Origin of the sequence: Streptococcus oralis (assembly GCF_023611505.1) — a bacterium.
Lineage (GTDB): Bacteria > Bacillota > Bacilli > Lactobacillales > Streptococcaceae > Streptococcus > Streptococcus oralis_CT.
In genome coordinates, this window is the sequence record NZ_CP097843.1 from 1,932,712 (window position 1) to 1,948,949 (window position 16,238).

The window sequence follows — 16,238 nt, forward strand, 5'->3', positions numbered from 1 at the left end:
TTTGCATCGCTCTTGTGTAATTCTAAGAAAGATAGCCATTCATAAAAAATGATAATAAATAAAGAGGGCGGGAACTTTGTCCCGGCCTCACTTTTATTTCAATCGATAGGTTTTTCTTGGTTTCTTTTTAGGCACTCGTTTGAGCCCAACCTCTTCTACATATTCGCCGTATTTTACGAGAAAGTTATTGCTGACGATGGGCCGACCGGGGTTGATGAGATTGACCAGTTCAGTTCCTTCGTAGACAGTGAACTCCTCCTCCAGCAGATAAAGGAAGGTCGGATTCCAGTCGAGACGGCCTTGGATCCGTTTGATGGATTCTTGGATAATTGCATAATGGTCAAAGGCGAAGGCTTGCTCGTCCAGCTCCACTCCCTCTAGGAAACATTTGCCTGTCTGAAAGTCGACATCTACAAAAACCACATCCTTAGCATCGTCACCTGCCTGAACGAGGTCTAGGGCACGACTAGGTAGGTACACCAAGTGGGCTATGGTCACTGTCCACCCCCGTGGATCACGACCGGGGGTCGATACGGTCATCAATTGCTCGATTTTTTCTAAAGGAAGATCCAGATTGACTTCTTCTCTCACCTCGCGCTGACAGGCATGTGCAGCATCTTCTCCCTTGTCCATAAAGCCTCCAACCAGAGCCAAACAGTTTTGATAAGGGTGGGCCTTGCGACGGATCAGTAAGAGCTTGATCTTTCCTTCGACAAAGCAGTAAGCCACCATATCCACTGTCACACTTGGTTTTTCATATTGAGGGAGTTCCTGCCTGTAGTACCAGTCTAAAAACTCCTCCTGACTGGCATGGATTTCATAATATTCTTTTTCCGTCATTCCTTCTGGAATCTTTATGTCTGCCATCTTATGCCTCCTTTCGAACTGCCTTGGTCCATTGGTACCATCCCACTAGACTGTTCAGTGTGTAAACCCAGTACATCCCTTGAATGTGGATATTTTCACCCCACCAGAGGTAGATACTAAAGAGATTGGTTGCAATCCAGAAAATCCATTGCTCGCGGTAAAGACGTGTCATCAAGAGCTGACCAACACCATTGGTCGCATCGGTAACACTATCACGGAAAGGGCGAGCACTATGGATACTTTGGTAAGCAAAGCCCATACCAATCCAGATAATGGCAGTCAAGACCAAGTACTTGAGCCAGTCAAGAACAGATAATTTCTTAGCTTCAAAGTGGGATTCTTCTGGTTTTCCTTGGTCATTGATACGATTGGACAGCCAAGCATAGAGACCAATCGGCTGCATGACAAAGAAGTAAACAGTCGTCAAAACTTCTCCGTAAAAAGTCGCATTCATGGCCAAGATCAAATAGATAGCCGAGTTAATAGCCCCAAAGAGATAATTGCTTGCACGACCTTCTGCTACCAAGATAACACAGACAATCCCAGTCCAGGATGCAAACAAGCTCAGCCAGTCATGACTTTCCGTATTTTGCGTGAACTCTAAGATCAAGGGAACACTTGACAAGGCGATGAGATACAACCACTGGAAAAGGCTACGGCCGACAAAGAGATCTTTCCATAGCAAGCGCATGATTCCTGCAAAACCGATCTTATGGGCTTCGGCATGGACATTTTTAAAGTTTTCGATAAATTGTGTGATTTTTTTAGTTACTGTTTTCATAATTTTCTTCTAATCTGCTTGGTAAATGGCATCGATAGCCACTTTTGCTGCTTCATAATTGCCTAGATAATCCTCAGCCAGATAAACTAAAGGAATGATCGTTAAGTATCTCTCCCTCATCTGATCTAAATGCTGGGAAAAACTGCGACGAATGTGGTCTTCCGCCATGGTCATATCTCTAAACCCGTCATTGACATAGGAGCCGACAGGTTGCACGAAGAGAATCAAGTCCCATTTTTCCTTAGCCAAGATTGAAACAAAGAGATTGTCAAAGGTTTCTCCTGATAAGTCCCCTTGATCCTCAGTCTCCATGTAATAGTCATAGTAGCCCTTGGTTACTAAAGAGTTTGTGTCAGCTATCACCAGTCCTCGATTAGCATTGCTATCGATTAGCTTGGAGGTCTGGTCATACTGCCCTAAAAGGAGATAGTAGTAATCCTTTGGAGTCAATTCATCGTCGCGGACATTGTTTTTGATCTGGTACTCACGTGCGTATTCCAGGCTGACTGGCGCATCGTAATACCTTGCCAAATCCTTGGCCAGAGTGGTCTTCCCATTGCTGGCACTTCCCATAATCAATACTTTCTTTGTAAACTGACGACGGAAGGGTTGAGCGATGTATTTCCAATATTTGCTTGGATTTTCTCGAATCATAGTCGATGAGATACCAAACTTTCTTTCTTGCAAGACAGTGCCAAATCCACGTTTAGATAGCTCTTGCTGGTAGTCTGCTTCTCCTACAAAGAAGATCAGCTCTTGCTGGTTTTCATCGTAGGAAATCTCCGCTAACATCTGGTCCAACCACTCCTGCCAGCCCATAGGGTAACGGGGAAGGTTGGTCTCATCCAGCTTACAGACAGAGGTCAACTCATCGTCACGAAAAGCTTCTCGGATATAGCGAAATCGTTTTTGAAGAGTTAAGCCTATCTGCTCCCCTCGGTCTCCCTCATAGCCTGAAACGACTACCCAGACCTGATCACACTGACGCTTCGCTCGCTGGATTAAATCGATATGCCCCTGATGGAGAGGGGCAAAGGTCCCAAATACTACTGCTGTTTTCTTTTTCATATACGCTCGCCTTTTTATAGTTTTCTATATTTTTGTTTTTCTATGTTTTTATTATATCTTATATTTTTGTTTTGTCAAGGGTTTTTTATTATTTTTTATAAAAAAGTGATAAAAAGAATCAGGATTACTCCTGATTCTCTATTTTTAAGCAATATCAAATTTTAATTGACCAGCTTTGACGCCGATTTTGAGGGACTTGCCTGCTACCAACTCTCCCTTGAGGAGGAGTTCTGCCAACTTGTCTTCCACCTCTGTTTGCAGTGTTCTACGAAGTGGACGAGCTCCCATTTCTGGATTGTAACCGTGACTAGCTAGTAACTTCAGTGCCGAAGCTTGTAGTTTCAAGTCGATGCCTTTCTCTGCTAGGCTAGCAATCAATGGTTTAACCATGATCTTGACAATTTCCTGCATGTGTTCGCTATCCAAGCTGTGGAAGACCACCTTTTCATCAATACGGTTGATAAACTCAGGTCGATAAGCTTTTTTCAACTCTTCGAAGATTCGTTTTTCCATATTTTCCTGGTCAAAACGAATGTCCTTGGCCCCAAAACCGACAGTCTTGTCATCACGAAGGGCTGTCACACCAAGGTTTGAAGTCATGATAATGATGGTATTTGAAAAATCAACCTTGCGACCCTTGCTGTCTGTTAGAACTCCATCGTCCAAGACTTGCAAGAGGACATTAAAGATATCTGGGTGGGCTTTTTCAACCTCGTCAAAGAGAAGCACTGAGTAAGGTTTATTGCGAACCTTCTCGGTCAACTCCCCACCTTCTTCGTAGCCTACATAACCCGGAGGAGCTCCGTTGAGACGGCTAGCCGCAAATTTCTCCATATACTCACTCATATCAAAGCGGATAAGGGCTGATTCGTCATCAAAGAGGACTTCTGCCAAAGCCTTAGCCAATTCGGTCTTCCCGACACCCGTCGGTCCTAAAAACATAAAGGAACCAATCGGACGCTTGTGACTGCGAATACCTGACTGGTTGCGACGAATGGCACGACTAATACTTGAAACAGCTTGATCTTGGCCGATAACACGTTTGTGTAGTTCAGCTTCCAAGTTCAGGTATTTCTTAGCATCTGTTTGCGTTAGTTTTTGGACTGGGATACCTGACAAACGACTCAAGGTGGTCAAAATATCAGACTCTGTTACCAAGTCTTTATAGACAGGCAATTCTTGTTCTTTTGCGATTAACTGACCTGCTTGTTTCCACTTGCCATCCATCAAGGCCTTGTCAGCTGGACTCAAGTCGGATTCGGCCATTCTCACATGCTTGGATTTATTTTGCACTGTTGCTGCCGCCTCATCCAAGAGGTCGATAGCAGAGTCTGGCAAGTGACGACTAGTCAAGTAACGATGCGCCATCTTAACGGCTGTTTCGACAGCTTCATCTGTGATTTTCACACGGTGGTGTTTCTCATAGGTAGCCTTCAAACCTTGCAAAATGGTCATGCTGTCAGCTAAACTTGGCTCTTCAATAGTCACTTTAGCAAAACGACGAGAAAGGGCTGCATCTTTTTCGATGTGTTTTTGGTATTCTTCCTGAGTGGTTGCACCAACCGTTCTCAAAGTTCCACGTGCCAAGGCTGGCTTCAAGATATTGGCCGCATCCAGAGTCGAATCAATACCGCTACCAGAACCCATGATGGTGTGGAGTTCATCGATAAAGAGGATCACTTTGCCATCTTCCTCGATATCCTTGATGATATTGTTCATACGCTCTTCAAAATCTCCACGGAAACGTGTCCCCGCAACAACATTCATCAAATCAAGCTCTAACACGCGCATCTTGGCCATTTCAGCTGGTACATTCCCGCTAGCAATACGCTGGGCAAGTCCAAGTGCCAGAGCTGTTTTCCCGACACCAGCATCTCCAACCAAGACAGGATTGTTCTTGGTCTTCCGGCTCAAGATTTGAATCATACGTGAGATTTCCTTGTCCCGACCGATAACTGGCTCTAACTTGCCAGAGCGCGCTTGCTCCGTCAGGTCATGCGTGTAGTCCTCTAGACCGCCACTTGGATTCTGAGGCATGCCCATCATATTGGCCATAGAATTTTGCTTATCTGCCACGGTACGGTGGCGCTGACGCAAAGCCTTAAGGTCTTCTCTTGTCCAACCTGCACGTTCCTCTAAGTTGCGACGAAGGGCAGCAATTCTGACCTGATCTTTCTGGTCTTCATAAGAAAAGCCTGCTCTCTCCAAGATGCGAGTTGCCAAAGCATTGCCATCATGCAAAATCGCATAGAGGACATGCTCTGTCCCTAGCACCTTTGCATGGACCACTGAGGCCACATACTCTGCTTCTGCAAAGAGAACCTCCAAACGATGGGAAAAAGGCAATTCCGTAAAGGTTTCGTCTTGGCTATAGTCCGTTTCAGTCAGTTCCAACGCAACCTCTTCTAAACGGTCCATTTCATAAGGATAATCATTTAGAGTGGCACCTGCCACACTATAACTGTGATTGGACATGGCAATCAATAAATGCCAAGACTCTAGATATCGAGCTCCAAAATGGCTGGCAATCATGTAGGCACTTTCGATACATTCATTCAATGCTTTTGAATAGTTCATCTTACTTCTCTTTTCTATCTACCTCTTGTAATAGCTGTCGGAGCATATTGGCACGAACAACTGAGGATTCTTCCCCTAGGACACGATCTGTTGCTACAGAAGTCAGCAAGGTCATCTCCTGCTTGGTCATCAAGTCCTGCTCCACCAAAAGTTGCAGAATATCCTCATAAATCTCCTGACTAACTCGCTCACCAATCGAGTAAAGCAAATCGCGGAGCATTTCATGATGATTGGAAAACTCAATCCGTCCAATGCGAATGTAGCCTCCGCCACCACGCTTGCTCTCAACCAAGTAACCTCTGCTTTCAGTAAAACGTGTCTTGATGACATAGTTGATCTGACTTGGCACAACCTGAAAGGTATCTGCTAACTGGCTCCGCTGCAATTCCACGATACCAGACTGGTCTAAAATCGCCTTGATATAGGCTTCGATATGATCTGATGTATTTTTAAATCTCATAGTAAATCAAACTCCTTCTTTGAACCTTGACTATCTTTGACTATACTATCATTTAACGCTCTATAAGTCAAATTTTTAGGGCTCAGCCCTTGAAAATACTGACTTTCTTTAAAAACACTTTGGCATTAATTCTCCTTAGTTTTTCTTGAAAGTCCCTAAAAAAGTCCACAAAAAAAGCCCTAAAAAGGGCGTAATATTGACGAGTTCAGCAGGCAAGAAACTAGCACGGTCAAACGTGCTTTTTTATTATCTGCTAATATTATAGCATATCCAGAAAACTCTCTCAATCATTAGCAATAGTTTCAATATTGAAGTATAATGATACTATAACTCTTGCAGAAGCTAAGAAAGCCTATCTCAGGAAAGTTTAGAAAGATAAGAGAATTTAATATAAAAACATTTAGTTCTAGCCAATTAATATTTCTGGTTTCACTATTTTAAAAACAATAATTAGGAGTAAATAACTATGAATAAGACTGGTAAAGAAAACTTAGTAATGATCAATGATGAAGAATACGTACATTGTCCAGTTTGCGGAACATTGACCGCTGTTTATGACATTTGTGATCATTGTAATTGGCAAAATACAGGGGAAACCAACATTGATGGAGGCCCAAACAAGATGACACTAGCAAAAGCTAAGGAAGCTTACGTTAAAGGGATTCCAATAATATAACAAACTATAGTACTACAAAATCAGGAAAATAAAAATGGAACTTAGAAAGTTTAACGATAAAGTTGTAACGATTACAGACGTTGATAACCAGACCTTTGAGGGAATTTGTCTTTTTGAAGATAAGCATACTTTTGATGAAGAGTATAATGCTTTATCTGTTAAAACAGGTTTACGGTGGATAAGATTGTTTGAAAATGAAATTTTAAAAGTTGAAATTGCTGATAAAATCGACCAGTCAAAAAGCCCTTAGATTTGTTTCTAAGGGCTGATTTATTTACAAGGATAGGCAGGACTGTCGAGGTTCCTGCATTTCTCGACCCACTAGCTAAATGGCGCGTTGGTGACAGATTCTCAACCTCTATCCTTCGCATCTTAATTATATCACAGTATCCATCAAAAATGAATTATGAGGGAGGTGACTGAACATAAAAAATAGTCTAGTTGTATCTAAGCATGTTTACTATTGTATATAATCTCTTTCAGTCATATCATTCAATTCTTACAAATAAATGTATAGTTTATGACTTTCTATCCGAGAAAAAATCTCTCCAAAATGGATTTTCGATATCAAAAATTCTAACTTCTTCTTCCGTCATATTGTGAGGATAATCAAGAAAAAGATTATAAATTTTTTGCTGATCAAAACTGAACAATAGCTCTCCTCCAACATCTATCTTATCAATCCACCAAACTTTTGACTCTTCACTTTCTTTGTAAAAATCACTGTACCCTTCAAGATTGGACTCCGAAATAATGAGTTCATCTATTCCATCGGATGAACTTGGTTTATCGCATTCCATTAAGTTGTTATTTAACATCATTCAGGCTCTTTCTATCATCTTAGTCAATAATGTGACCATATTTTTATTTTAAAATACTTGTGGAAAAACTTCATCCCATATATCCACTAAACTTTTACCATCAAAAACCTTAGCTTCCATAGCTTCATCAATCGTATTAAATTGATGACCTTCATAATCATATCCAACTACACAAATGCTGGATAAGAAACAAGCACCTCGGCCATTAACATTAAATTCAAGATCTGTATCTAAATATGTTTTAATTTCTTCTTTTTTCATCACATCACCATACGTCAATCATATCAATTTTTATCTATAAGAATTTCCATTTATAGACAAAAAGGGCGCTGGTAAAGGATAATCTTCACTAACTCCCAATTTTTCTAAGTATTTAATCCCAATTCTGCTAATATTTGTCGTTTGTAGGCAATTTTTTGGACTTCCTTGTCCTCATCTTCAGACCAATCTAGTTTAATTTCTGAAACAATCTGCCCAGGGCGATTATTCAAAATATAGATTCGATCGCTGAGATTGAGGGCCTCTTCAATACTATGTGTGATGATCAAGGTCGTTAGCTGCAACTGCTTATGAATCTCCAGATACCAAGCGTGGAGTTCCATCTTGGTCATCTCATCCAAAGCGCTAAAAGCCTCGTCAAGAAGAAAGAGCTTGTGGCCAAAAAGATAGGTCCGGAGCAAGGCCACACGCTGGCGCATTCCACCACTAAGTTCATGAGGATACTTATCCCGTACGGCTGTCAGCTGGAAGGTCGCAAGGATTTCATCTGCTCGGGCAATAGCTTCCGCCTTATCCACCTTTTGAATCAAGAGGGGCAGGATGATATTGCCAAGCACCGTCTTGTGCTCCAAGAGGAGATCCTTTTGCAACATATAACTCACGCGCCCCTTAGGATTTTCCTCGCCATCAAGGACAATTCGCCCAGACTGGACTTCTAAAATCCCAGCGATTAGGTTAAAGAGAGTGGTCTTTCCAACACCACTTGGACCTAGGATAGAAACCACTTCACCCGAAGTCACCTGCAGGTTGATGTCCTCTAAAATCTTTTCATCGCCATAGGCATAGCTTACGTGTTCTAGTCTAATTTCTGTCATTATTTTACAAATTCATTAGTGAAGCCTTTGTCTGTCAAGTCTTCTTTAAGGATACCATTTTCTTTGTCCCATTTGTAGAAGGCATTCCAGCGAGCTGCGTCAAATTGTCCCCATTTTTCCTTGTCGCTTGCGTATTCTTTTGACAAGTATTTTTGCGATTCGATGACAAAGTCACGTTTTTCCTTGAGTTCAGGTGCATTCTTGATGAGAATATCCGCAGCTTCTTCTGGGTGTTCCATAGCATATTGGTAGCCTTTTTTGATGGCTTGGATGACTTTACGAGCTTCTTCCTTGTTGTCTTTGAGATAGTCGTTGTTTGCGATAATAACTGGTGAGTAGTAGTCAAATTCCTTGACATAGTCTTTCAAGTACATGAAGTTGGCGTCTACACCTTGAGATTTGGCAAGGATACCGTCCCACCCATAGTAGATCCAAGCAGTGTCAAAGACGCCATTGGCAATTGGTGTGATGGAGTTTGAGTCGTTGTTTGGTACTTTTTCGACCTTTTCGAAGTCTCCACCTTGAGATTCCACCAAGGTTTTCAACATAGCAAGTTCAGTCGGGTCATTCCAAGTTCCGTATTTCTTCCCAACCAAGTCCTTTGGACTGCTGACATTGTCCGATTTACGTGAGATGATTCCTGATGTGTTGTGCTCAACGATAGCGGCAACGGCAGTGATTCCTGCACCTTTTTCCAATTTCTTAGCCATGTAGTCTTGGAAATAGATAGCAAATGGCGCCTTGCCATTGATCACCAAGTCAGACGAGCTTTCTTCAGGTGGCAATTTCAAATCAACATCCACTCCAGCTTCTTTGAAATAACCTTTTTCCTTGGCAACATACAGCCCTGTGTGGTTGGTATTTGGCGTCCAGTCTAGGATAAAGTCAATCTTCTTAACTTCTGCCTCTTTGTTGTCCTTAGAAGCAGTTCCTTGGCCACAGGCCACCAGTACGACAGCTACAAGAGCCGTTACAAGCGTTAAAAACACTTTCCATGTTTTCTTCATTTTCATTTCCTCTTTTCTTTTTCTCAAACGTTCTTGTCCTATGAACGTTTCCATTTAATCACATATTTTTCACTAACATCAACCAGCTTCATACCCAAAAGACTGATAATCGACACTAAAATAATAATCGCAAACATAGTATCATATTGAAACAGTTTCTTGGACTGAATCATGTAGACACCTAGTCCTTCAAAGCCTCCTAGCCACTCGGACACCACGGTTGTGATAAAGGCGTAGGAGACACTGACCCTCAATCCCGCATAAAAGTAGGGCAGGCTGACTGGTATTTTAAAATGCCAAAGGATTTGCCAAGGGTTTGCTCGCATCAGACTAAACAAGGTCAGCATATCCTTGTCACAATGCCTAAATCCATCCAAAATACTGACGATGATAGGGAAGGTTGTTGTCAGGATAATCAAGACAATCTTGGGCAAAATCCCATAGCCTAGCCACAAGACCAAGATAGGCGCTATGGCAATGGTCGGAATGGTCTGAACAACCACCATCATAGGATAAATCAAGTCATTGAGCCAAGAGAGACTATCCATGAGCACCGCCATAAGACAGGCAATCAAGACTCCTAAGACTAGACCTAGCAAAGCCACTCTCAAGGTCGCCCAGCTATGGTACCAGAGAAATTCTCTGTCACGAACAAAGGACTGGAGAATCTCAAGAGGAGTTGGCAAGATAAACTTGGGTAAAAGTTTGAATACTCCCGCTAACTGCCAGATTGACAAGACTCCTAGAAAACCCAATAGACTAATGTGTCGTCTCAGTATACTTTTCAAGTTTGTCATCAATACTTAAAATCTCTCCTACATTTATTTTGACATTGGCAAAGACATTATCTGCCTCCTGCCCGGCCACTTCAAGCGCTTCTTTGAGAATGCGCATAAGCTCATCCAACTCCCCTTCCAAGACCGTTTCAAAGGGTGTCACCACCATGGTCACGGACTGAGCTTGCAGATAAGCAATCACTTGATCGATAATAGCAATTCGATCAATCCCCTGTGATAGGGGCAAGACTTGCAAGGCAATGCTTGCTTTCATAAAAACCTCCTCTTCTCAGTTTTTCTTTTTGACAAAAAGAAAAACCTTTGCCATATATGGAAAAGGTGCAGAATTCGGTTAAGTATCCTTCCCTACGCTGGCATTACCCAGATCAGGTGCGGTCGAAGTTTAACACTTCCTCTCAGACTGTACACAGACTCCCATATCTTATATGGAAATATAGTAACGCAAATACTAGGAAAAGTCAAGGAAACTGCTTACAGAAAACTATGAAAAAGAGTTTGAAGGCAAATGCTTCAAACTCTTTCATAACTTTCTTATTTAGCTTCGTACCAAGTTGCTCCTTCATTCTCATCAGCAATGAGTGGAACACTGAGTTGGATGGCTTCTTCCATGGTTTGTTTCACTAGAGCTTTAACGGCTGCTAGTTCTGATTTCGGAACCTCAAGGACGATTTCATCATGCACTTGCAAGAGCATCTTGGTCTGATAACCACCCTCAACTAGAGCTTTGTCTAGCTGGATCATAGCAATCTTGAGGATATCTGCTGCCGAACCCTGAATAGGGGAGTTAATGGCAGTTCGCTCTGCAAAACCACGAATGTTAAAGCTGCGCGAATTGATATCTGGTAGCTCTCGACGACGCTTGAAGAGGGTCTCTACATATCCCTTATCACGCGCTTCACGTACCACTTCTTCCATATAGTTTTTAATCCCAGGAAAACGCTCAAAGTAGGTATCAATGTAGGCTTTGGCCTTCTTACGACTAATACCAAGATTGTTCGCCAAACCAAAATCTGAAATCCCGTAAACCACTCCAAAGTTGACAGCCTTGGCATTGCGACGGTCGTTTGGCGTCACATCCTCAGGACGTTCAATTTCAAAGACACGCATAGCTGTCGAAGTATGGATATCTGCTCCCTCTTGGAAGGCTTTGATTAAGTGCTCATCCTTAGAGATATGCGCCAAAACGCGCAACTCAATCTGTGAATAGTCGGAGCTAAGAAGGACACTATCCTCCCACTCTGGTACAAAAGCCTTACGAATGAGACGGCCTTGTTCCAAGCGAACAGGGATATTTTGGAGGTTTGGATCTACACTAGACAAACGCCCAGTCTGAGTCAAATCTTGCACATAGCGCGTATGGATCTTGCCATCATCTAAAATCCAATCCTGCAAGCCAACCACATAGGTGGACTGAATCTTAGCAATCTGACGGTAGTCTAGAATTTTTTTGACAATCGGTGCAATAGGAGCCAGACGCTCCAGCACATCCACTGCTGTCGAGTAACCTGTCTTGGTTTTCTTGGTGTATTCTAGAGGAAGGCCGAGCTTTTCAAAGAGAAGCACGCCCAACTGCTTGGGTGAGTTGATATTAAACTCCTCACCAGCCAGTTCGTAAATCTCTTGAGTGAGTTGCTCAATGACGACCTCATTTTCAGCTTGCATCTCAAGCAGGGTTTCTTTTTTGACCTTGATACCAGCAATTTCCATCTTGGCAAGGACAAAAGCCAGAGGTTGCTCCATGTCATAGAGGAGATCTAACTGCCCATGTTCACTGAGTTTTTCAAGTAAAACCGGCTCAGTCTCAACCAATACAGCAACCTTGCGAGCCAAATGCTCCAAGAATTTCTCTCTCTCAGGAATGGCTTTCTTGACTCCCTTACCGTAGAAAATCTCATCATCAGCCAAATAAGTTTGGCCATAGAGATTCGCAATGGTTGAAATTTCATTGTTCTCGACAGTAGAGAGGAGGTATTTGGCCAAACGACTGTCAAAAGCAGGGGCCTGCAAATTCAAGCCCAAACGATTTAAAAGAACCTTCGCTTTCTTAAAGTCATACACTTTCAGAGGTGTTTTTTCTAGAAAATTCTTGAGAATCGGCTCCTGCAAGAGCTCAAGTTTGTCTGTAGCGTAAAGTTTATCCCCACAGGACCAGGCAAAACCAACCAAGTCATCTGTATGGTAATTCTCACCAAAAAGCTCAAAGTGGAAGATAGAGTTGGCGCTCAGCATGTCTTGACTGACTTGGTCAACGATAGTGAAATCCAAACTTTCAGGCGCATCCGTTGATGACACATTTAAAGCTTGCTTGAGCTGTTTGAAGCCCATCTCATCGTAGAATTTCCCGAGATTTTCCACATCTGGTCCACTATAAAGCAAATCATCAAGGCCAATCTCAATCGGTGCATTTGTCTCAATGGTCGCCAAGGTTTTAGACAAAAAGGCTTGTTCCTTGTCATTGATGAGATTTTCCTTCATCTTAGAAGCCTTCATCCCATCGATATTTTCATAAATACCCTCTAACGAACCGTGTTCTAGCAAGAGCTTGATACCCGTCTTTTCACCGATCTTAGTGACGCCAGGGATATTATCAGACTTATCCCCCATAAGAGCCTTGAGATCTATAAACTGAGCTGGTGTGAGGCCCATTTTTTCCATAAGATAGTCTGGCGTAAAGGCCTCAAACTCAGCCACACCTTTCTTAGAAATCTCGACAACCGTATGCTCATCCGTCAACTGGATCAAGTCCTTGTCTCCGCTAACGATTGTCACATCAAAAGAATCCTTCTCAGCCAAACGACCTAGGGTCCCGATGATATCATCAGCTTCATACTGGGCCAACTCATAATGGCGAATCCCAAGATGGTCTAACAACTCACGAATGAAGGGAAATTGCTCACGAAACTCATCTGGAGTTTTAGCACGGCCACCCTTGTAGTCTGCATACATCTCTGTTCTGAAAGTCGTCTTACCTGCATCAAAGGCTACCAAAACATGACTAGGCTCAACCCGCTCTAAGACATGATTCAACATGAGTTGAAAACCGTAGATTGCATTGGTATGAAGGCCATTAGCATTTTTAAACCGATCCAACTGCTGATAAAGCGCAAAAAAAGCTCGAAAAGCAACTGAAGATCCATCAATTAATAATAATTTTTTCTTGTCCATACACCCATTATAAAGGAAAGCGGGGAAAAATACCATCGGAAAGAATAGGCAAATGGTAGTGAAGCCCTCTTTTTTATATTCTTTCTAGATTCTAGCTCCATTACTATCCACTCGATAGCCATCTACAGTAGTATTCACTGCTAAAGCCCCTGAAGCATTGACGTAATAAGACTTTCCTCCTACCTGGAACCACTGGCTAGACTTCATAGCACCTGAACTCTCCAAATAATACCATGTTCCATTTTCCTTGAGCCATCCTGTCTGCATCTCCCCTGATGCCTTTAGATAGTACCAATGCGAACTATCCTTCACCCAACCTGTTGACATGCTTCCATTGTCTTTAAAGTGATACCAACTGCCGTTAACTTTTTTCCATCCTGTCGCTAGCTTACCATTCTCTCGGTAATACCAACTCCCTCCTTCTTTTTTCCAGCCTTTTTCTGTATTGCTTAACTCTGCATACTGCACATATCTTCTAGAACCGCTATAAGACAAATAACTGAGCCACTTATAACCATCTTTTTCAAGCACTTGGTCATAACTCACACTTTCACCAGCATAATAGTAGTCAATAACTTGTCCTGTGCTTGATGGTTGCTCCATAATCGGCAATTTTCCCGTGAACACTATTGTCCCACTGGACGGAAGCTCTGAGTTACGAGCACCCTCACTCGCACCATGGCTAGCGGATAAATCCTTGAAATGAATAAAGCCTGTCATAGAACTAGCTTTTACGCTGCGACGATTGTATTTCTCCCTAACCCCATAATTATACTCTTCGATCTCAATCGTATCCCCTGATACATTTGATACCCAGGCCACGTGCCCATAATAACCTTCTGTCGACCAAGCAATAGCCCCAACTTCTGGCTTAGTATCCACACGATAACCTTCACGACTAGCACGATGCCCCCATTCATTCGCATTTCCGTAGGCAGGAGGAATCTCAAAGCCATTTACACTACTCAAACGAAAGGCCGCAAAAGAGGTACACTGGCGAGAATACATCCGCCATTGATCGATTTCAACACTACCATTTTTGTAGTGAAGCGGATAGTCATCACCACGCGCTACACTGTCGGCCTGAACCGATTCCCCACCAAACAAAAAGGTACTCGTAACGAACAAAGTAGCCAACCCTACACTCAACTGAGTACATCTACTCTTCTTAACTCCTGATTTAAAAAACGTCATTCATTCTCCTTAGTGATATAAATTTCCGAGGTTACCCTCGTTTATACTATTCGGGAGAAAAAGAAAAAAGTGAGCAAAGCTCACTTCATTTTATGATTCTTGGTCTAGATAGCGAATCAAGTTCTTTTCTGTCAAGATATCTGAGTAGGTGAAGGATTCAACATAGACATTGGCTTGTTTATCTCCTTCAACATCCCCAAATTCAACGATAAACAGAGATGGATAAACCTCAATTAACTTACCCAGTCTGTTTTTTTGGCGCTTACGGCCATTCTCCAAAGTCATTTCAACGACTTGTCCCTCATGCGCCTTGATCTCTTCTTTGATTTTTTTCATCTTGGCTACATCTGTAAATGCATCTGACATCTTATGCCTCCCTCTTTGAGATACTTGAAAATTTATTGTATTCTTTTTGGAAAATCAATTCCACCGTACCGCGAGCTCCACTACGGTTTTTCTCGATGATAACCTCTACCTTGTTATTTGGAATTCCTTCCTCTTCTTCACCCGCACGATCATAGTAGTCGTCACGGTATAGAAAGGCTACGATATCCGCATCCTGCTCGATAGAACCCGATTCACGAATATCAGACAAGACTGGTCTCTTATCCTGACGCTGTTCCACTCCACGAGATAACTGACTAAGAGCAATGACTGGAACTTTTAGCTCCTTAGCTAGAATTTTCAACTGACGAGAAATTTCAGAGACTTCTTGTTGGCGGTTCTCACGACCAGTTCCTGTGATAAGCTGTAGGTAGTCAATCAAAATCAAACCAAGATTTCCAGTTTCTTGAGCCAGTTTGCGTGAGCGCGAACGAATTTCCGTGATCCGAATCCCTGGTGTATCATCGATATAGATACTCGCGTTGGCTAGGTTCCCTTGAGCAATGGTATACTTTTGCCATTCCTCATCAGTCAATTGACCTGTACGGATAGAATGGGACTCCACTAATCCTTCGGCCGCTAGCATCCGGTCTACTAGACTTTCCGCACCCATTTCCAGCGAAAAGATAGCAACCGTCTTATCCAACTTAGTCCCAATGTTCTGAGCAATATTCAAGGCAAAAGCTGTCTTACCAACCGCTGGTCGCGCCGCTAGGATAATTAGCTCCTCCTCGTGGAGACCTGTCGTCATATGGTCCAAATCACGGTAACCCGTTGCAATACCAGTGATATCCGTTGTTTGTTGTGACCGAACTTCTAAGTTCCCAAAGTTGATATTTAAAATATCGCGAATATTCTTGAACCCACTACGATTGGCATTTTCGCTAACATCAATGAGTCCCTTTTCAGCTTGAGCGATGATTTCATCTGCAGGCTTAGAAGCCTCATAGGCTTGGTTGACAGACTCTGTCAACTTGGAAATCAAGCGACGTAGCATAGCCTTTTCGGCTACGATTTTAGCATAATATTCTGCATTGGCTGAAGTTGGTACAGAGTTGACAATTTCGACAAGGTAAGACAAGCCACCAATATTTTGGAGATCCCCTTGGCTATCCAAAATCGTCCGAACTGTCGTCGCATCAATTGCTTCCCCACGATCCGACAAATCTACCATCGCTTGGAAGATCAACCGATGAGCATATTTAAAGAAGTCACGAGAATCAATGTATTCTCGGACAAAAACGAGCTTACTCTCATCTATAAAAATAGCCCCCAGAACAGATTGTTCTGCCAAAATATCCTGAGGTTGAACTCGCAGTTCCTCTACTTCTGCCATCCGACTTTCCT

The 16,238-nt window shown here is 42.6% G+C and carries 17 protein-coding genes; 2 read left to right on the forward strand and 15 right to left on the reverse strand.

Annotated elements, in window-relative coordinates; all coding sequences use genetic code 11:
* Nucleotides 1-93: 93 nt before the first annotated feature.
* From M9H69_RS09705 to M9H69_RS09725, 5 genes are all read right to left on the reverse strand, one after another.
* Complete coding sequence (locus M9H69_RS09705) at nucleotides 94-867, reverse strand: NUDIX domain-containing protein (RefSeq protein ID WP_250315506.1); 774 nt, start codon at nucleotides 865-867, stop codon at nucleotides 94-96.
* Nucleotide 868: 1 nt separating this feature from the next.
* A complete protein-coding gene (pnuC, locus tag M9H69_RS09710; protein ID WP_250315507.1) occupies nucleotides 869-1,648 on the reverse strand; it encodes a nicotinamide riboside transporter PnuC in 780 nt (259 codons plus the stop codon).
* 9 nt (nucleotides 1,649-1,657) lie between these two features.
* Nucleotides 1,658-2,716 (reverse strand): AAA family ATPase, encoded by a 1,059-nt coding sequence (locus M9H69_RS09715; protein ID WP_250315508.1) that lies wholly within the window; start codon nucleotides 2,714-2,716, stop codon nucleotides 1,658-1,660.
* Between the two features lie 144 nt (nucleotides 2,717-2,860).
* A complete protein-coding gene (locus M9H69_RS09720) occupies nucleotides 2,861-5,293 on the reverse strand; it encodes an ATP-dependent Clp protease ATP-binding subunit (protein ID WP_250315509.1) in 2,433 nt (810 codons plus the stop codon).
* A gap of 1 nt (nucleotide 5,294) precedes the next feature.
* The gene (locus M9H69_RS09725) at nucleotides 5,295-5,753 is read right to left on the reverse strand and encodes a CtsR family transcriptional regulator (protein WP_001211258.1); all 459 of its coding nucleotides are present in this window, start codon (nucleotides 5,751-5,753) and stop codon (nucleotides 5,295-5,297) included.
* A 466-nt stretch (nucleotides 5,754-6,219) separates the two neighbouring features.
* On the opposite strand from M9H69_RS09725, the gene M9H69_RS09730 reads away from it, so the two are divergent.
* Both M9H69_RS09730 and M9H69_RS09735 read left to right on the forward strand, forming a co-directional pair.
* The gene (locus tag M9H69_RS09730) at nucleotides 6,220-6,429 is read left to right on the forward strand and encodes a CPCC family cysteine-rich protein (RefSeq protein ID WP_001044018.1); all 210 of its coding nucleotides are present in this window, start codon (nucleotides 6,220-6,222) and stop codon (nucleotides 6,427-6,429) included.
* 34 nt (nucleotides 6,430-6,463) lie between these two features.
* Nucleotides 6,464-6,679: a hypothetical protein gene (locus M9H69_RS09735; RefSeq protein WP_250315510.1), complete on the forward strand. Its 216-nt coding sequence runs from the start codon at nucleotides 6,464-6,466 to the stop codon at nucleotides 6,677-6,679.
* A 268-nt stretch (nucleotides 6,680-6,947) separates the two neighbouring features.
* Here the strand turns inward: M9H69_RS09735 and M9H69_RS09740 are convergent, their stop codons facing one another.
* The 10 genes from M9H69_RS09740 to dnaB all read right to left on the reverse strand — a co-directional run bounded on the left by M9H69_RS09740 (nucleotide 6,948) and on the right by dnaB (nucleotide 16,227).
* Nucleotides 6,948-7,250 (reverse strand): DUF7675 family protein, encoded by a 303-nt coding sequence (locus M9H69_RS09740; protein ID WP_250315511.1) that lies wholly within the window; start codon nucleotides 7,248-7,250, stop codon nucleotides 6,948-6,950.
* Nucleotides 7,251-7,298: 48 nt separating this feature from the next.
* Complete coding sequence (locus M9H69_RS09745; protein WP_250315512.1) at nucleotides 7,299-7,511, reverse strand: hypothetical protein; 213 nt, start codon at nucleotides 7,509-7,511, stop codon at nucleotides 7,299-7,301.
* Between the two features lie 104 nt (nucleotides 7,512-7,615).
* The gene (locus M9H69_RS09750; RefSeq protein ID WP_250315513.1) at nucleotides 7,616-8,344 is read right to left on the reverse strand and encodes an ABC transporter ATP-binding protein; all 729 of its coding nucleotides are present in this window, start codon (nucleotides 8,342-8,344) and stop codon (nucleotides 7,616-7,618) included.
* Nucleotides 8,344-9,351 carry an ABC transporter substrate-binding protein gene (locus tag M9H69_RS09755; protein WP_250315514.1) on the reverse strand — a complete coding sequence of 336 codons (1,008 nt, stop codon included), beginning with the start codon at nucleotides 9,349-9,351 and terminating at the stop codon, nucleotides 8,344-8,346. The genes M9H69_RS09750 and M9H69_RS09755 overlap by 1 nt, the downstream gene beginning before the upstream one ends.
* Nucleotides 9,352-9,389: 38 nt before the next feature.
* A complete protein-coding gene (locus M9H69_RS09760; RefSeq protein ID WP_250315515.1) occupies nucleotides 9,390-10,148 on the reverse strand; it encodes an ABC transporter permease in 759 nt (252 codons plus the stop codon).
* Nucleotides 10,111-10,401, reverse strand: coding sequence for a thiamine-binding protein (locus tag M9H69_RS09765; RefSeq protein WP_002880743.1), 291 nt, complete (start codon nucleotides 10,399-10,401; stop codon nucleotides 10,111-10,113). Before M9H69_RS09765 ends, M9H69_RS09760 begins: the two co-directional genes overlap by 38 nt.
* Before the next feature lie 278 nt (nucleotides 10,402-10,679).
* Nucleotides 10,680-13,313, reverse strand: coding sequence for a DNA polymerase I (polA, locus tag M9H69_RS09770; protein ID WP_250315516.1), 2,634 nt, complete (start codon nucleotides 13,311-13,313; stop codon nucleotides 10,680-10,682).
* A gap of 84 nt (nucleotides 13,314-13,397) precedes the next feature.
* Entirely contained in the window at nucleotides 13,398-14,507 is a 1,110-nt protein-coding gene (locus M9H69_RS09775; protein ID WP_250315517.1) for an N-acetylmuramoyl-L-alanine amidase family protein, read from the reverse strand.
* 90 nt (nucleotides 14,508-14,597) lie between these two features.
* On the reverse strand, nucleotides 14,598-14,873 hold the full coding sequence (locus M9H69_RS09780; RefSeq protein WP_001278166.1) for a Veg family protein: 276 nt from the start codon (nucleotides 14,871-14,873) through the stop codon (nucleotides 14,598-14,600).
* A 1-nt stretch (nucleotide 14,874) separates the two neighbouring features.
* A complete protein-coding gene (gene dnaB / locus M9H69_RS09785) occupies nucleotides 14,875-16,227 on the reverse strand; it encodes a replicative DNA helicase (protein WP_000852476.1) in 1,353 nt (450 codons plus the stop codon).
* Between the last annotated feature and the right edge of the window lie 11 nt (nucleotides 16,228-16,238).

Bases quoted from the DNA above. Each gene is read 5' to 3' on its own strand.
- M9H69_RS09705 (WP_250315506.1), bottom strand. From the start codon at position 867: ATGGCAGACATAAAGATTCCAGAAGGAATGACGGAAAAAGAATATTAT.
- pnuC (WP_250315507.1), bottom strand. From the start codon at position 1,648: ATGAAAACAGTAACTAAAAAAATCACACAATTTATCGAAAACTTTAAA.
- M9H69_RS09715 (WP_250315508.1), bottom strand. From the start codon at position 2,716: ATGAAAAAGAAAACAGCAGTAGTATTTGGGACCTTTGCCCCTCTCCAT.
- M9H69_RS09720 (WP_250315509.1), bottom strand. From the start codon at position 5,293: ATGAACTATTCAAAAGCATTGAATGAATGTATCGAAAGTGCCTACATG.
- M9H69_RS09725 (WP_001211258.1), bottom strand. From the start codon at position 5,753: ATGAGATTTAAAAATACATCAGATCATATCGAAGCCTATATCAAGGCG.
- M9H69_RS09730 (WP_001044018.1), top strand. From the start codon at position 6,220: ATGAATAAGACTGGTAAAGAAAACTTAGTAATGATCAATGATGAAGAA.
- M9H69_RS09735 (WP_250315510.1), top strand. From the start codon at position 6,464: ATGGAACTTAGAAAGTTTAACGATAAAGTTGTAACGATTACAGACGTT.
- M9H69_RS09740 (WP_250315511.1), bottom strand. From the start codon at position 7,250: ATGATGTTAAATAACAACTTAATGGAATGCGATAAACCAAGTTCATCC.
- M9H69_RS09745 (WP_250315512.1), bottom strand. From the start codon at position 7,511: ATGAAAAAAGAAGAAATTAAAACATATTTAGATACAGATCTTGAATTT.
- M9H69_RS09750 (WP_250315513.1), bottom strand. From the start codon at position 8,344: ATGACAGAAATTAGACTAGAACACGTAAGCTATGCCTATGGCGATGAA.
- M9H69_RS09755 (WP_250315514.1), bottom strand. From the start codon at position 9,351: ATGAAGAAAACATGGAAAGTGTTTTTAACGCTTGTAACGGCTCTTGTA.
- M9H69_RS09760 (WP_250315515.1), bottom strand. From the start codon at position 10,148: ATGACAAACTTGAAAAGTATACTGAGACGACACATTAGTCTATTGGGT.
- M9H69_RS09765 (WP_002880743.1), bottom strand. From the start codon at position 10,401: ATGAAAGCAAGCATTGCCTTGCAAGTCTTGCCCCTATCACAGGGGATT.
- polA (WP_250315516.1), bottom strand. From the start codon at position 13,313: ATGGACAAGAAAAAATTATTATTAATTGATGGATCTTCAGTTGCTTTT.
- M9H69_RS09775 (WP_250315517.1), bottom strand. From the start codon at position 14,507: ATGACGTTTTTTAAATCAGGAGTTAAGAAGAGTAGATGTACTCAGTTG.
- M9H69_RS09780 (WP_001278166.1), bottom strand. From the start codon at position 14,873: ATGTCAGATGCATTTACAGATGTAGCCAAGATGAAAAAAATCAAAGAA.
- dnaB (WP_000852476.1), bottom strand. From the start codon at position 16,227: ATGGCAGAAGTAGAGGAACTGCGAGTTCAACCTCAGGATATTTTGGCA.